Genomic DNA, 13,708 nt, shown 5'->3' with positions numbered 1-13,708 from the left:
GGGACAGGAATCAAACGCGAGGCGGTCGCCATACCCCTGAAGGAGTTTGTACGGGCAGGAAGTCACCGAAGAAAGAAAGTACAACGGGGCTGGATAAGGTGACAGGAGGCTTAATGATCGAGACTTGCAACATGCCACCAGTCTTGCATTCCTGGCCCGGCTTGCAGGGCTTACCATGATCGGAGGTGCTTTTCATGTCATGGCAACAGTCCTGCCCCATATCACCCATCATCGCCATACCCATCGTTTTCATCGGGCAAGGTTCTGTCGGTGCCTGAACGCCCGCCATCCCGCTGAGGGGAAGCGCCAAGCTAATCAGGAAGATGATGCAAAACCGCAGGTAGCATTTCATGGGCTGGAGTGTAGTAGTTGAAAATGGCTCTTACAATTGGTCTCATGTCATCAGCAGCCTGCCAGAGAGGCGCTAACCTAGGTGACATCACCGAACCTAAATTAAGTCAGCATTACCGGCACAAAATAAAGGCGTATGACGAGCTTTTCCAGGCCAGTGGTGACTTCGCGATTGGGTCAGACTCCGGTCTTTCGTGAGCGGCGACTGCTGATCGTCAGAACGAGAGCGTGAGAACACATCGTCCCTCATTTACCGCGATTATCGACCAGTAGAAGCTGAAAACCAGCGCTGCTACCTGGAAATCGCTCCTCGCTGCAATTTCGCTCACCGCTTTGAACGCTCGTTGAATATCTGATGGCGGCGGTGATTCGTCATTTTTTTCCAGCCGCGAATTTCCTCTCAAGTGCGCAAACAGCCTATGCAAAGGGTGGTCTTGCCATCGAACTTACAGACTTCGGTCCAAGGGGGTTTTAGAGCCATTGCTCAGACCGCTGCTTCTGGATGCACTTCAGCAGTGATATGGGATAACCCTTTGAATTGGGCAATATGCTGATGGTAAAACTGCGAGGCGCGCTTCGGCTCGCGTGTGACGACCGAAACCACCGCTCCAAGGTGCCCAGGGCCAAGCCGCCAAACATGCAGATCCACCAGTTTGTCACCGGCCTCGTCAATGACTGTCCTGATCTTGCCTTCAATCCGAGTGTCTGCACTGGCATCCACCAAGATCGCACCGGTCTGGCGTATCAGACCGTAGGACCAGTTGGCGATTACGAGTGCCCCAACGATACCGGCCAGCGGGTCCATCCACAGCCAGCCAAATGACTGGGCCAGCAGCAGGCCGATGATGGCCATAACTGACACGGCCGCGTCCACACCATGGTTGTCGTGAGCATGCTCCGTGAGTTCGACGATCTGTTCACCAGATGGCGGGGTAACGGCTACCTTGAAAACATGCGGCTCCGGAATGTTGCTGGTGGATTCCAGAAAGCCGGCTTTCTGCTGAGTTAAACACTTACCGCGAGCCGTCCTCCCGTATCGTCGTCACTGTGACATCGATTGGTGAGAGCAAGGGGCCTGAGCCTTCGGTGGAAAAACGAAACACAGGCGGAACACCCTCTTCGAAGATCGACAGCTCGAAGACTCCCTTTGAAGTGACAATCCGCTGCATTTCTTCATGATGATCATGCCCGCGACGGTGTCCATGGCTGTGCCCGTGATCATGCCCATGACCTGCACCGCTCAGCAGCCAGGCACTGGCGATATTTACAGCCAAGCCGACTACGGCGATCGGAATGGCTTCGCTGAAATGGATGGGTACCGGCTCAAGGAGTAGATAACGTTATACGAGGAGGCTGGTATAGGAGCCTGACTACCCAGCCGCAGCTGACATGTCCATCTCGGGGCTCAAGGTTCCTAGCCAGGCCACAAGGCACACAATGACTGTCGCGATGGAGAACTCCAGGGTCATGCTGCGTCGCAATGCATTGACGGCAATTGCGTAGTGTCCTTTCTTAATTGATCGCTCTAATAATGGACTCAAATGGAAGCGATTAAGGGATGCCAATACAATCATTCCTGCAAACAATAGGATTTTTAAAAATAGAAGTACGCCATAGGTACTGAGCATCACTTGGTCTAAGGTAGGTCCGACGATGAAAAGATAGTTTACTATTCCGGACAGACCTATAGTTACTACGATCAGCGCCCCAGCTGACTCGAACCCGGTCAGGGCTCTTGCCAGAATCCGCACCTCCTGTTCGCCTTTAAGTATCCTCGCTCGCAGCAGTAAAGCGAATCCAGCGAGAGCACCTAACCAGCCACCTGCTGCCAAAAGGTGAAAAATATCGCTGGTGAAATGCATATAACGACGACTGCCCTCATCCATGGCGCCGTGTCCTGTCCACGCGAGAGTAGCAAGGGCGACAGCACTCAATATCGCCACCGCCCATAAACTTGGCGTCGGAAAGCGTTTGTTCAGGGTGGCGGCTATGCACGCCAGTACAAGGGCTATTATCCGGACCATCCACGTCAGCCCAACATCTGTCCCCATCAGTACCATTTGAAAAATATGATGATGAAGCTCCATAAAATCTGAAACACCACTCATCATCTTTGCAAGTAATAACATAGCGAAAAGTGATAGGGCTAAGGCGGTAATTGCCGTACCGAAAAGCAGCGACTCAAAGTTTAGAACAGAACCGGACACCCTCTCTTTGCCCCTTAGGCTATACAGGCCAAAAGTTGCCAGGCCGAATAGCAGCATCAGGTCCATATAAAGAGCGAAGCGAAGGGCTATGTTGATTGAGTCGCTCATGGATCATTTCACTTTGAAAGAAAAATTGCCTGTCATGGGGTGAGTGTCTGAAGAGACCGCTCGCCACTCGACTTTATAAGAACCCGTGGTGAGCGGAGAGGCGGGTGTGATGACCATCGTTTTCGGATCATCGCTGCCTGAAATACTCGCCTTCACACCCATGGGTGAATTAGGCATGCCCGGCATGTCTGTCATTATCAGTTTCGCTCCCGAAAACTGAGTAGTGAGGTTTTCCGAGAAGTGCAGCTCGATCTTGGAAGGAGCTACGGAGGCCGAGCCGTCCGCAGGGTTTGAGGAGGTTAACTTTGGATGCGATTGGGCTACAGCGCTCAAGAGCAATCCGGCAGTAAGTGCAGCCGCTAAAGTTGTAGTTTTAAAAAATGACATGCAAGACTCCTCACAGCATAAGCTGTCGGTTCGAAGTTTGGTGGGGGCGATCTAGCTTTCTACTTATCGATTCCGGTTAAAACGGCATGCGAATACCCAGCGTCTGCTGCGTTATGTAAGGACTGACTCAGGCAATAGATTAAATATTCTCGTGTGCTAGAGCTGGGACACGATGCCACATGACAGCGGGCCGGTCGATTACAATTCAGTAAGCTTTGTGCCTGCTCTTGGGTTCAGCACTGAGGATGGCTTTAGTCACTTTCACTCGCGCGATCGCTTACCCGTTGGATCAGAGAGTGTGTTTCCCATGTGTAAACGCTACCTAACCTACAGTCAGGCCCCGTCGGCTCCTCAATTTGATGGGGGAACGCGCTAACCGACGAGGAACGTCGCGCCCTCTCCCGGCCCGAGCAATTTTTCAGTTTGTTCGAGTCAGGAGAGCATGCGGCCTAGGGCGATATTGTCGCTCTTGATCAAACCACCTTGAGCTGCCCCATCATGCCCATCGCTTCGTGTTCGAGGATGTGGCAGTGAAACATGCGCAGGCCGGGCCAACGCTGTACCGTTTTAATGCGTACGATTTCACTTGAGCGCAGATTGACCGTGTCTTGCCAGGCACGGAAAGATACCGGTGTGACTACGCCGTCAAACTCCCGCTCAACCACTTGGAACTGAGTGCCGTGCAGGTGAAAGGGATGGTCCATGTCAGAATGATTGACGATTTCCCATAGCTCGACCTCGTTGACTCGGCTCACCAGATCGATACGTTGCATGTCGTATTCCTGGTCGTTGACCAGAAACTGCACGCCATGGCGACCATTGGCCATGCTCATTTTTTCGCTGAACACCACCTGTTTGCGTACTGCGGCCGCACCAAGGTCGGGCACTGAGCCGAGCTTAAGCGGCAGGGCTGCCTGCTCTGTGGCTGTGACCGTCGTAAAATCAACCGTCAGCAGAGGCATGATGTGATCAGGCGTCACATCGCCCATTTTGCCGCGCGCGTAGATATTGGCGCTCAATTCCACGCGGTCGCGACGGCGGCCTGCGTCGATTATCAGTTCGATCCGCTGACCCGGTGCCAACAGGTATTCGGTCAACCCAGACTGTGGCTCTTCCAGCAGACCACCGTCGGTGCCGACCAGAGTCAGCGTGCTACCGGGCAGAGCGAGTTGCAGGTAGCGGGCACTACAGGCGTTCCAAATGCGCCAGCGCTCACGACCTCCAGAGGCGAATGGCAAGACGGGTTGGTGCTGGGCATTGACCAAGGCGAACTGACCTTCGCGACCGTTCATCCAGTCGTTGGCTTCGTTCGGGGCGATGGCAGCGTAACGGTCTAGTTTGAGATCGGAGACCACCAGCAATCGCTCTGGCAACCCGGCCAAGGGGTCATGCCGCGACCTTACCACCAGTGGGCCTGCCAAGCCTCGGAACGCTTGTTCCGCTGTGTTTTGGTGAGGATGCGGGTGATACCAGTAGGTGCCGGCGCTGCCCTCGGGCAAATTGAAACTGTAAGTACGGCGTCCGCCTGGTGGTACCGGGTCATGCGGATTGCCGTCTTGCTCTGGCGGTATCGGCAAGCCGTGCCAGTGGATAGTAGACGGCTGTTTGAGATTGTTGACGAAGGTGATTGCGACCGTGTCGCCCTCAAACAGCTCGATCAGGGGGCCAGGCAGGCCACCATTATATGCCCAGAATTCGGTTGCGGCTTGTCCAGGGATAAAGGGAACCGCTAGTGGCGCAGCGGTCAGGGTCGCCTGAAAGTGGCCTGGCACGCTGCTGGCGTTGGCCAGTTTGGGGATTTCGCGCAGTGAGCCGCCAGCCGGTAGCATATCTGATGCCAGCAAAGGCAATCCAGGAGGTGTCGATGAGGAGGTCATGGTGTCTGCCGACCACGCTTGTAACCAAGGGCCAGCCAGCCCTGTCAACGCCAACCCTCCAAGGAAGGTGCGCCGTTGCATCAAGTGCACCTTCATTTGGACATCTGCATGTTCATCATGCTCGACTGCTGATCCATCATCTTCATCATCATGTCCATCATTCCCGTGCCGCCATTTTCTGAGCCAGACATGCCCATTTCTTTACAGCCCTTGCCTGCGTGCATGTCACGCATCATCTCCATGGAGCCCTTCATAGTCTGCATGCTCTCCTGCATAGCGGCCCGGCGTTCGGTTGGCGTCTTGGCGGCGGAGACCTTGTCGCGGGCGGCTTGCATCTTTTGCATTTGCTCAGTCATGGCTTGATTGCTGGCAGGCTGGGCCTGAGTGCTTGTCTCGGCGGCGGGTGGCGTGGCGTCATCCGGATGATGAGCTTCCGTGGCATTGGCGAATAAGGCAGTGCTCGTGAGTAGAGCGGCTAAAACCAACTTCAGTGGTGCTTGCATGACAAATCTCCAGACGAAGGGGAAAAGCTCGCACGGTTGAACCGCGCCGAATCAGTATGTAGTCGAGCAGTATGCAAACAGGGCGTCTGGCAACCAACTACCAACGGTAAACCGCAACGGCATCTGCAAGAGAGGAGGTCACTACCCACGGAACATACTCCGGTTAATTGACCACCCTGCCATGTGTAATAGTAGCGCTCGCCTAATGGGGGTTGTTGACATAGGTCAAACATAACCGCACTCCCGTTACTACTATTGGTATTGCAAGAGTGGGCTCTTGGACTCGGCGTTGATTCGAGGAACGTTTCCAAGCTTAGGCGCGTTTCATGCTGGCACTAGGGAGTTCAATATGAAAGTCAGTTGTTCCATTGGATGAAGTGCACCAGATTCTGCCCTCATGAGCTTCAATGATCGACCGGGTAATCGACAGCCCCAGTCCTGCGTTGCTAGGGCTCCCTTCGCGCCTCGCAGGGTCTGCGCGGTAAAAGCGATCAAAAAGTTTCTCAAGGTGTTCGGGCGCAATGGTCTTCCCAGGGTTTTGCACCGTCACCACCGTCGACGTATTTGTCTGACGGATATCCACACGGATGGTTTTCCCCTCTGGCGTGTACCGTAGCGCATTCGAAAGTAAGTTCGAGATGGCTCTGCGCAGCATCAATACGTCACCGCTGACACTTCCGACACCTGAAACGCAAAGCTCAATGCCTCGCTCGTCAGCCAGCAGGCGGTAGTATTCGAGCAGTTTCCCCACCACCTCCCGCAGCTCTATCTGGCTGTTCTCTGGTTTGATCAACTTATTGTCGGACTTGGCCAGGAAAAGCATGTCATCGATCATGCGAGACATGCGCTTCAAATCCTCAAGATTTGAGAACAGATTGTCTTCGTAGTCCTCAATGTTCCTTTTTCGTGAGAGCACTACCTCAGTGTGGGTCATCAGGTTACTGACAGGCGTTCGCAGCTCATGAGCAATGTCTGCGGAAAAATTCGAAAGCCGGACAAATGCATCGTCCAGACGGGACAACATTGCGTTGAACGATGACACCATCTGCTGGAGTTCTTTTGGCACGGGCGCCAACGGGATGCGTTCTTTCAGTGAGCCGGCAGACATCGAGGCCGCGACCATCGTCACCTGCCGAATAGGGCGCATACCGCTGCGTGCAACCATCCACCCCAGCCCGGCACTGACTAGCGCGCTGATCACCAACCCTATCCAAAACCATCGCTGAAGGGTCTCGAAGAAATACATATGCTGCGTCACATCAAAGATCAAGATCACGGTCAGCGGCTTATCCTGCCCGGGAACAATTGCCGGGGCCATGACGCCTCGGTAAATCTGCTCATGGTCCTGCCACTCCAACATCGCGTTGCTTTCGAGCGTGCGGAGCTGCTCTGGCACCCTGACCGGCCTTGGGCTAGCGAAAAACAGCTTTCCATCGCTATTCAGAATGATAGCGGTCAAATCACGGTGTGCCCCCAGCAAAGCCTCTAGCTGTGGTTTTAACTCACTGAATTGATCGACGCTGTGCAGCTCTCCCAAGATCCTTTGGGTTGAGCTGAGTTTTTCGTTCAGGGTTTGCTGATCCAGCATCTTGAAATGACGCTGGCTGAGGTGATTAAAACTAACGCCGGCAACGGTAAGCACGACGGTCACCGAAAGCATGAACATCAAGCTCAGGCGTGTTGTAAGGGATAGGCGGTTCATTCCTGATCCGAGTCTGGTGAGTCCAGCATGTAACCCATGCCTCGAACGGTCTGGATCAGTTTGACCTCGAAGTCGTCATCAATCTTCGCCCTGAGCCTTCTTACCGCCACTTCTATCACGTTAGTATCGCTGTCGAAGTTCATGTCCCAGACTTGAGAGGCAATGAGTGACTTTGATAGCACTTCGCCTCTGCGCCGCAGCAGTAGCTCCAGCAGCGCGAACTCTTTAGCCGTCAGGTCTATGCGTTTTCCTCCCCGAATTGCCCTGCGTTTGAGTAGGTCGACCTCAAGATCGGCCACTTTCATATGGGTTTGCGCGGGAGCGCTATTACCGCGACGCAGCAAGGTTCTGACGCGAGCCAGCAATTCAGAAAAAGCGAAAGGTTTGATCAGATAATCGTCTGCCCCCAGCTCTAGGCCCTTGACCCTATCTTCAATGCTGTCTCGCGCCGTCAGGAAAAGCACCGGCACCTCTTTACCCGACCTACGCACCTTTTGAAGGAGTTCCCACCCATCCATGCCTGGCATCATCACGTCCAGAATCAGCAGGTCGTATGCCTCGCTTAAGGCGTGTTGAAGGGCCTCACTGCCGTCGGTGAATCGATCAACAGTGAACCCGGTCTCGGTCAGGCCCTGCTGTAAATAGATACCTAATGTCGGTTCGTCTTCAGCAACCAAAAGTTTCATGGGGTGAATCTCAATGTGACCATTAGGCTGAGTGTGCAGCAAATAAGTCTCTCTGATCTGAAACTGACATAAATGTAATCTTGGCGTCAGGTAAATGTTAACCCGCATGAATACTTACCTGTTTTCACCCGACACGTTCGTCACCAAATAGTAATTTGATCAGACAAGTGTTACAAAAGAGTCCATCGAGACCTTCATGTAAGCATCGGCCCTACCGAGCCATCATTGGACTTAATGGTTGCTCCGCTGAAGTGAGTACGCATGACTTGATCGAGATCACCGTTTTAAAGTGAGCGTGGGCTACTCTCAAGTATCAGACTTATGGCAACTTTTGCCAAAACAATGGGAGATAAATCATGAGCCCTCATCAGCATTCGGTTGAAAATGCCTCGCTACCCTTCTGGAGGAGCAAAACAGGTGTCGTACTCACCATGCTGGTTGCGATTGGCGCCTTCTATCTGGTTAGGGAACACTTCAGTCATCTTTCACCTTATCTGACTTACCTGCCCTATCTGATCCTGTTCGCCTGCCCGCTGATGCATATTTTCGGACACGGACACGGGGGGCGCGGTCAACATGTCGATCCGTCAGAAACCAACAAGGATGAGAAAGGAAAATAGCCATGCCTAGTGCCATAAGTCACCAAGACCAAACCCATCCTGCGAAGGTCCTGGATGAAGGTCTACGCGATCCGGTGTGTGGCATGGCTGTTACCCCGCCGATCAAGTTCAGCGAGACTTATCAGGGGCAGACCTATCAGTTTTGCAGCCTGAAGTGCCAGGAGAAGTTTAGAGCAGAACCCCCGCGCTATGCCGCTGCCCTGTCGGATACCGATCACTCTAGCCACACCGTTCCAGCAGCTGAAACACAGGAAGTTACCGAGTTCACCTGCCCTATGCATCCGGAGATACGTCAGCCGGGCCCCGGCACCTGCCCTAAATGCGGCATGACATTGGAACCCGTCATGCCCGCGCTAGAAGAGGATGAAAATCCTGAGTTCAAGGATTTCACCCGTCGCTTTTGGTGGTCGTTGCCATTAACTGTGATCGTGACCGTACTCGCCATGGCGGGACACTCGTTGCAATTCTTCCACGGGGCTGCCCAGAACTGGATCGAGCTTAGTCTTGCAACCCCCGTCATCTTATGGGCAGGTTGGCCGTTTTTTGTGAGGGGCATTGATTCGGTTCGTCATCGCAGCCCCAATATGTGGACTTTGATTGGCCTGGGCACGGCGGCAGCCTATCTTTACAGTGTCGCAGCCACACTGTTTCCCCAGAGTTTTCCCGTTACCTTCTTGCAGGATGGCCGCATTGGCGTCTATTTTGAAGCCGCAGCCGTGATCATCTCGCTGACCTTGTTCGGGCAGATGCTTGAACTCAAAGCTCGGTCACAAACGTCTTCGGCTATTAAATCTTTGCTTGGCCTGTCTCCGAAAACCGCACGCAGGATCAATGCCAATGGCGAAGAGGAGGATATCCCGCTCACCCATGTACACAAAGGTGATCACCTGCGGGTAAGACCGGGAGAAAAGGTTCCTGTCGACGGTTCCGTGCTGGAAGGTGAAAGCGCAGTGGATGAGTCGATGCTGACCGGCGAACCCGTACCTGTAATGAAAAGAAGCGGAGATAGCCTGATCGGTGCCACGCTCAATACCCATGGCAGCCTGATCATGGAAGCGCAGAAAGTTGGTTCCGAAACCATGCTGTCGCAAATTGTGCAAATGGTTGCCCTGGCCCAACGCTCTAAAGCGCCGATGCAGCGCATGGCTGACGCCGTCGCGGGTTACTTTGTAATGGGCGTCATCGTGATTGCCATACTGACTTTTTTGGGGTGGGGGCTGTTTGGTCCTGAACCTAGCTGGGTCTTTGGCCTGATCAACGCGGTCGCTGTGCTGATCATTGCCTGTCCCTGCGCGCTGGGGCTCGCGACACCGATGTCAATCATGGTTTCCACCGGGAAAGCGGCCAGTATGGGCGTGCTGTTCAGAGATGCTGGCGCTATCGAGAACCTGTGCAAGATCGACACGCTGATCGTGGATAAGACTGGCACCCTGACAGAGGGCCGTCCGGTATTTCACAGTGTCGAGGCCACGCAAAAGTTCGCCTCCAATGATGTACTCCAACTGGCCGCCAGCCTTGATCAAGGCAGTGAGCATCCGCTGGCTCATGCCATTGTTGATTATGCCCGGTCTGAAAACCTTGTCCTGACCACACCTGAGTCGTTCGAGTCCGGTTCTGGAATCGGGGTCAGCGGCTTAGTAGATGGCAAGAAAATCCAGCTAGGTAATACCGCCTTGATGGAAGAGGCTGGTGTGAACATCAGCCCTCTAAAAAAACGCGCTGAGCAATTGCGTCTTGAGGGCATCAGCATCATCTACCTGGCAGTCGATGGAATACTGGCGGGGTTGCTGGCAGTGTCAGACCCGATCAAGCCGACCTCCAAGGAGGCTGTCACCAAACTCAAAGCCGACCATGTAAAGATCATTATGGCCACCGGAGACGGCCTCACTACTGCACGTGCTGTTGCCAAGGAAATGGGTATTGAAGAGGTGCATGGTGAGGTGAAACCCCAGGACAAGGAGCGTCTGGTTGTAGACCTCCAGAAATCGGGGCGGCGCGTTGCCATGGCCGGCGACGGCATTAATGATGCTCCTGCTCTGGCCCGAGCAGATGTAGGCATCGCCATGGGGACAGGCACAGACGTTGCGATGAACAGCGCACAGCTCACGCTCGTAAAGGGTGATTTGATGGGGATTCTCCGGGCGCGGGCGCTTTCTGTCGCGACGGTAAAAAATATGCGACAGAACCTGGGCTTCGCCTTTGTCTACAACTCGATGGGCATCCCTCTGGCGGCAGGCCTGTTGTATCCCCTGACCGGGCATCTCTTATCGCCGATGATCGCAGCCATTGCCATGAGCGTTAGCTCCGCATCCGTCGTGTTCAATGCGCTAAGACTGAAGAATACCCGCATAGACTGAGATCCGGGCCCTATTCAAGTTACGATACAGACAACTCTTGACCTTCCTATGAAGTCAATGTCGGTGCTGTAGTTGCGGCTAAATAGGGCGCTCAACACGAGAGGAATACCTATGTTCATCTTAGAGGTGTCAGAAATTGGTTGCGGAGGCTGCGTCAGCAAAGGCACCAGGCTGGATAACGAGGCAACGGTTTCGGTGGATCGTACTACCGGTAAGGTCAACGTCGAAAGCAACGGAAGCCCAGAGCGCGTTCGCACCCTTGTTGACGCTTTGGGTTTTCCTTCCAAGTGCAGCGTCTGAGCTGAAGCTTAGGGCAGTCGGAGTTGAAATAACTAGCCCTCTTTGGAAGTGACTGGAAGCTTACAAAATTGTCATATATAAATTTTAATGCGATTAATTGCGGTGCGATATTGCTTGGGTGAGTGAGACCTTACGCAGTAAGTCCTCTGCTGTTCAAGAGGGCAGTGACAACCTGACACAACTGTAATGTTCGCTTAAGGTTTCTGACAGGGGGCAAGTTTTAAGATTACGTCGCGTCTCGAACTCCGCCCCTTCACGTCGTCTTGATTTGAATGGGGTCACTGCATCTCATCCGAGGATCCCCCTATGAAATCCATAAAAACCCTGCTGGTCGTTGCAGCTCTGACACTCTCTTCTGTGGCGATGGCCGAAGGCGGTGGTGATCGCGCATTCGCCCGCATGGAAGCGGCCAGGCAGGTCTCAATGGAAGCTTACCAAGTGGCTCAAAAGCAAGGCACTCAAACCCCGGTAGCAGATAGCAATCCTAAAGAGGACGACCACGTTAAATGCTGAGCAGTTTGATGCGCGCCCAAGCTGACAGAAATGTAATCACAGAGGTGGTTCAAATGTGGCAGCTTCTTTGCTTCGTCTGCTGTATGAGTTTTGTCTTTAGCGGCGACGGCAAGGGTCATCAGGCTGTGTAATGAACGCCTGATACGGCGCCGTCAACCTGAAAGCATAACGCAGTGGCTGTTTCGCACGGTTTCCCTTTTGACTGATTGGACATAAACGGTATGCATTCCAAAACCTCTAGGCGGACCTTCGTCAAAGGCTTGGCCGCTGGTGGCATTCTCGGCGGTCTTGGTCTGTGGCGCACCCCGGTATGGGCGGTAACCAGCCCCGGAATGCCGAGCGTACTGACCGGCAACGAGTTTGATCTGTTCATTGGTGAAACTCCGGTGAACATCACCGGCTCGCCACGTACAGCCATGACGATTAATGGCTCTTTGCCGGGGCCATTGCTGCGCTGGCGTGAAGGTGAGACGGTCACTCTACGAGTGAAAAACCGCCTTGATCAAGACACTTCTATTCACTGGCACGGGATTATCCTGCCGGCGAATATGGACGGCGTGCCAGGCATGAGCTTTCATGGCATCGCGCCCGATGGCATGTACGAGTACACATTCAAGGTCAATCAGAACGGTACTTATTGGTACCACAGTCACTCGGGTTTGCAAGAACAAGCAGGCGTTTACGGGCCGATTGTAATCGACGCGAAAGCCCCCGAACCTTTTCAATACAACCGCGACTATGTGGTGATGTTGACTGACTGGACCGATGAAGATCCCGACCGTGTCATGGCCAAGCTCAAGAAACAGTCAGACTACTACAACCATCATAAACGTACCGTTGGCAATTTCATCGAGGATGTCAGCGAGAAAGGCTGGGCTGCGACGGTGGCCGATCGGAAGATGTGGGCCGAGATGAAAATGAGCCCCACTGATCTCGCGGACGTGAGTGGGGATACTTATACCTACCTCATGAATGGTCAGGCGCCCAACGGCAACTGGACTGGCATTTTCAAACGCGGCGAAAAGCTCCGTCTGCGCTTCATTAACGGCTCATCCATGAGCTACTTCGATGTTCGCATCCCCGGTTTGAAAATGATCGTCGTGGCCGCCGATGGTCAGCACATCAACCCTGTCAGCGTCGATGAGTTCCGTATCGCAGTGGCAGAAACCTATGACGTGATTGTGGAGCCTGTGAGTGAAGAGGCTTACACCATCTTCGCCCAGTCCATGGACCGAACCGGATATGCACGCGGAACCTTGGCCATACGTGAAGGGATGAGCGCGCCGGTACCCGCGACCGATCCACGTCCACTCATCACTATGGATGACATGGGCATGGGCGGTATGGCCGGGATGGATCACGGCAGCATGGCCGGGATGGACGGCGGCAGCATGAAACAAGGTGATATGTCCGGGATGGCTGGGATGGATCACGGCAGCATGGCTGGGATGGACGGCAGCAGCATGAAACAAGGTGATATGGCCGGGATGGCCGGGATGGCCGGCAGCAGCATGAAACAAGGCGATATGTCAGGGATGGCCGGAATGAGTGGTATGGAGGGAGATATGCAGTCTCACCCCGCTTCCGAAACGAACAATCCCTTGGTCGATATGCAGGCTATGACTGCGACGCCCAAGCTGAACGACCCTGGCATTGGCTTGAGGAACAACGGCCGTCGCGCACTCACCTACGCAGATTTGAAGAGCGCCTTTCCAGACCCCGATGGCCGTACACCCAATCGCACCATTGAGCTGCATCTGACAGGCCATATGGAGAAGTTTGCCTGGTCGTTCAACGGCATTAAGTTTTCTGATGCTGAGCCAATACGCCTCAAGTATGGCGAACGCGTGCGTATAACATTAGTGAACGACACCATGATGACTCACCCCATCCACCTTCACGGCATGTGGAGCGATCTTGAGGATGAGAGCGGTAATTTCATGGTGCGCAAACACACCATCGACATGCCACCCGGGACTAAACGCAGCTATCGGGTAACAGCCGATGCGCTAGGACGCTGGGCCTATCACTGCCACCTGCTATTTCACATGGAAATGGGCATGGTCCGTGAAGTACGGGTTGATGAGTAAAGGACGC

At 53.9% G+C, this 13,708-nt stretch carries 13 protein-coding genes; 5 read left to right on the top strand and 8 right to left on the bottom strand.

Annotated elements, in window-relative coordinates; translation table 11 throughout:
• Positions 1-10: 10 nt before the first annotated feature.
• Together RHM55_RS09045 and RHM55_RS09040 are read right to left on the bottom strand one after the other, a co-directional pair.
• A complete protein-coding gene (locus RHM55_RS09045; protein ID WP_322181262.1) occupies positions 11-352 on the bottom strand; it encodes a hypothetical protein in 342 nt (113 codons plus the stop codon).
• A gap of 483 nt (positions 353-835) precedes the next feature.
• The gene (locus tag RHM55_RS09040; protein WP_322181260.1) at positions 836-1,213 is read right to left on the bottom strand and encodes a hypothetical protein; all 378 of its coding nucleotides are present in this window, start codon (positions 1,211-1,213) and stop codon (positions 836-838) included.
• 313 nt (positions 1,214-1,526) lie between these two features.
• On the opposite strand from RHM55_RS09040, the gene RHM55_RS25885 reads away from it, so the two are divergent.
• Positions 1,527-1,685 (top strand): hypothetical protein, encoded by a 159-nt coding sequence (locus RHM55_RS25885; protein WP_416152006.1) that lies wholly within the window; start codon positions 1,527-1,529, stop codon positions 1,683-1,685.
• A 36-nt stretch (positions 1,686-1,721) separates the two neighbouring features.
• Here RHM55_RS25885 and copD read toward each other — a convergent pair whose 3' ends face one another.
• The 6 genes from copD to RHM55_RS09005 form a co-directional block, all read right to left on the bottom strand.
• Positions 1,722-2,666: a copper homeostasis membrane protein CopD gene (gene copD / locus RHM55_RS09030; protein ID WP_322181257.1), complete on the bottom strand. Its 945-nt coding sequence runs from the start codon at positions 2,664-2,666 to the stop codon at positions 1,722-1,724.
• Positions 2,667-2,669: 3 nt separating this feature from the next.
• Complete coding sequence (gene copC / locus RHM55_RS09025; RefSeq protein ID WP_322181255.1) at positions 2,670-3,053, bottom strand: copper homeostasis periplasmic binding protein CopC; 384 nt, start codon at positions 3,051-3,053, stop codon at positions 2,670-2,672.
• A 473-nt stretch (positions 3,054-3,526) separates the two neighbouring features.
• On the bottom strand, positions 3,527-5,011 hold the full coding sequence (locus RHM55_RS09020; protein WP_322181253.1) for a multicopper oxidase family protein: 1,485 nt from the start codon (positions 5,009-5,011) through the stop codon (positions 3,527-3,529).
• Between the two features lie 11 nt (positions 5,012-5,022).
• Positions 5,023-5,433, bottom strand: a complete 411-nt coding sequence (locus RHM55_RS09015) for a hypothetical protein (protein ID WP_322181251.1) — start codon at positions 5,431-5,433, stop codon at positions 5,023-5,025.
• A 313-nt stretch (positions 5,434-5,746) separates the two neighbouring features.
• On the bottom strand, positions 5,747-7,135 hold the full coding sequence (locus RHM55_RS09010; protein ID WP_322181249.1) for a heavy metal sensor histidine kinase: 1,389 nt from the start codon (positions 7,133-7,135) through the stop codon (positions 5,747-5,749).
• Positions 7,132-7,821, bottom strand: a complete 690-nt coding sequence (locus RHM55_RS09005; RefSeq protein WP_322182820.1) for a heavy metal response regulator transcription factor — start codon at positions 7,819-7,821, stop codon at positions 7,132-7,134. The genes RHM55_RS09010 and RHM55_RS09005 overlap by 4 nt, the downstream gene beginning before the upstream one ends.
• Positions 7,822-8,177: 356 nt before the next feature.
• On the opposite strand from RHM55_RS09005, the gene RHM55_RS09000 reads away from it, so the two are divergent.
• The 4 genes from RHM55_RS09000 to RHM55_RS08980 all read left to right on the top strand — a co-directional run bounded on the left by RHM55_RS09000 (position 8,178) and on the right by RHM55_RS08980 (position 13,701).
• Positions 8,178-8,441: a DUF2933 domain-containing protein gene (locus tag RHM55_RS09000; protein WP_322181247.1), complete on the top strand. Its 264-nt coding sequence runs from the start codon at positions 8,178-8,180 to the stop codon at positions 8,439-8,441.
• A gap of 83 nt (positions 8,442-8,524) precedes the next feature.
• Positions 8,525-10,798: a heavy metal translocating P-type ATPase gene (locus RHM55_RS08995; protein ID WP_322181244.1), complete on the top strand. Its 2,274-nt coding sequence runs from the start codon at positions 8,525-8,527 to the stop codon at positions 10,796-10,798.
• A gap of 606 nt (positions 10,799-11,404) precedes the next feature.
• The gene (locus RHM55_RS08985; RefSeq protein WP_322181240.1) at positions 11,405-11,611 is read left to right on the top strand and encodes a co-regulatory protein PtrA N-terminal domain-containing protein; all 207 of its coding nucleotides are present in this window, start codon (positions 11,405-11,407) and stop codon (positions 11,609-11,611) included.
• A gap of 221 nt (positions 11,612-11,832) precedes the next feature.
• Positions 11,833-13,701 (top strand): copper resistance system multicopper oxidase, encoded by a 1,869-nt coding sequence (locus RHM55_RS08980; protein WP_322181238.1) that lies wholly within the window; start codon positions 11,833-11,835, stop codon positions 13,699-13,701.
• The last annotated feature ends 7 nt before the right edge of the window (positions 13,702-13,708 follow it).

This window comes from Pseudomonas sp. MH9.2 (genome assembly GCF_034353875.1).
In the GTDB taxonomy this organism is placed as follows: Bacteria; Pseudomonadota; Gammaproteobacteria; order Pseudomonadales; family Pseudomonadaceae; genus Aquipseudomonas.
The sequence above is the reverse complement of the archived record's forward strand: the minus strand, read 5'-3'. Positions and strand labels throughout refer to the sequence as shown.

What these genes read in the sequence shown, in the direction of transcription:
- copC (WP_322181255.1), bottom strand. Translation starts at nt 3,053, where the DNA reads ATGTCATTTTTTAAAACTACAACTTTAGCGGCTGCACTTACTGCCGGA.
- RHM55_RS25885 (WP_416152006.1), top strand. Translation starts at nt 1,527, where the DNA reads ATGATGATCATGCCCGCGACGGTGTCCATGGCTGTGCCCGTGATCATG.
- RHM55_RS09045 (WP_322181262.1), bottom strand. Translation starts at nt 352, where the DNA reads ATGAAATGCTACCTGCGGTTTTGCATCATCTTCCTGATTAGCTTGGCG.
- copD (WP_322181257.1), bottom strand. Translation starts at nt 2,666, where the DNA reads ATGAGCGACTCAATCAACATAGCCCTTCGCTTCGCTCTTTATATGGAC.
- RHM55_RS09010 (WP_322181249.1), bottom strand. Translation starts at nt 7,135, where the DNA reads ATGAACCGCCTATCCCTTACAACACGCCTGAGCTTGATGTTCATGCTT.
- RHM55_RS09000 (WP_322181247.1), top strand. Translation starts at nt 8,178, where the DNA reads ATGAGCCCTCATCAGCATTCGGTTGAAAATGCCTCGCTACCCTTCTGG.
- RHM55_RS08985 (WP_322181240.1), top strand. Translation starts at nt 11,405, where the DNA reads ATGAAATCCATAAAAACCCTGCTGGTCGTTGCAGCTCTGACACTCTCT.
- RHM55_RS09005 (WP_322182820.1), bottom strand. Translation starts at nt 7,821, where the DNA reads ATGAAACTTTTGGTTGCTGAAGACGAACCGACATTAGGTATCTATTTA.
- RHM55_RS08995 (WP_322181244.1), top strand. Translation starts at nt 8,525, where the DNA reads ATGGCTGTTACCCCGCCGATCAAGTTCAGCGAGACTTATCAGGGGCAG.
- RHM55_RS08980 (WP_322181238.1), top strand. Translation starts at nt 11,833, where the DNA reads ATGCATTCCAAAACCTCTAGGCGGACCTTCGTCAAAGGCTTGGCCGCT.
- RHM55_RS09020 (WP_322181253.1), bottom strand. Translation starts at nt 5,011, where the DNA reads ATGCAACGGCGCACCTTCCTTGGAGGGTTGGCGTTGACAGGGCTGGCT.
- RHM55_RS09015 (WP_322181251.1), bottom strand. Translation starts at nt 5,433, where the DNA reads ATGCAAGCACCACTGAAGTTGGTTTTAGCCGCTCTACTCACGAGCACT.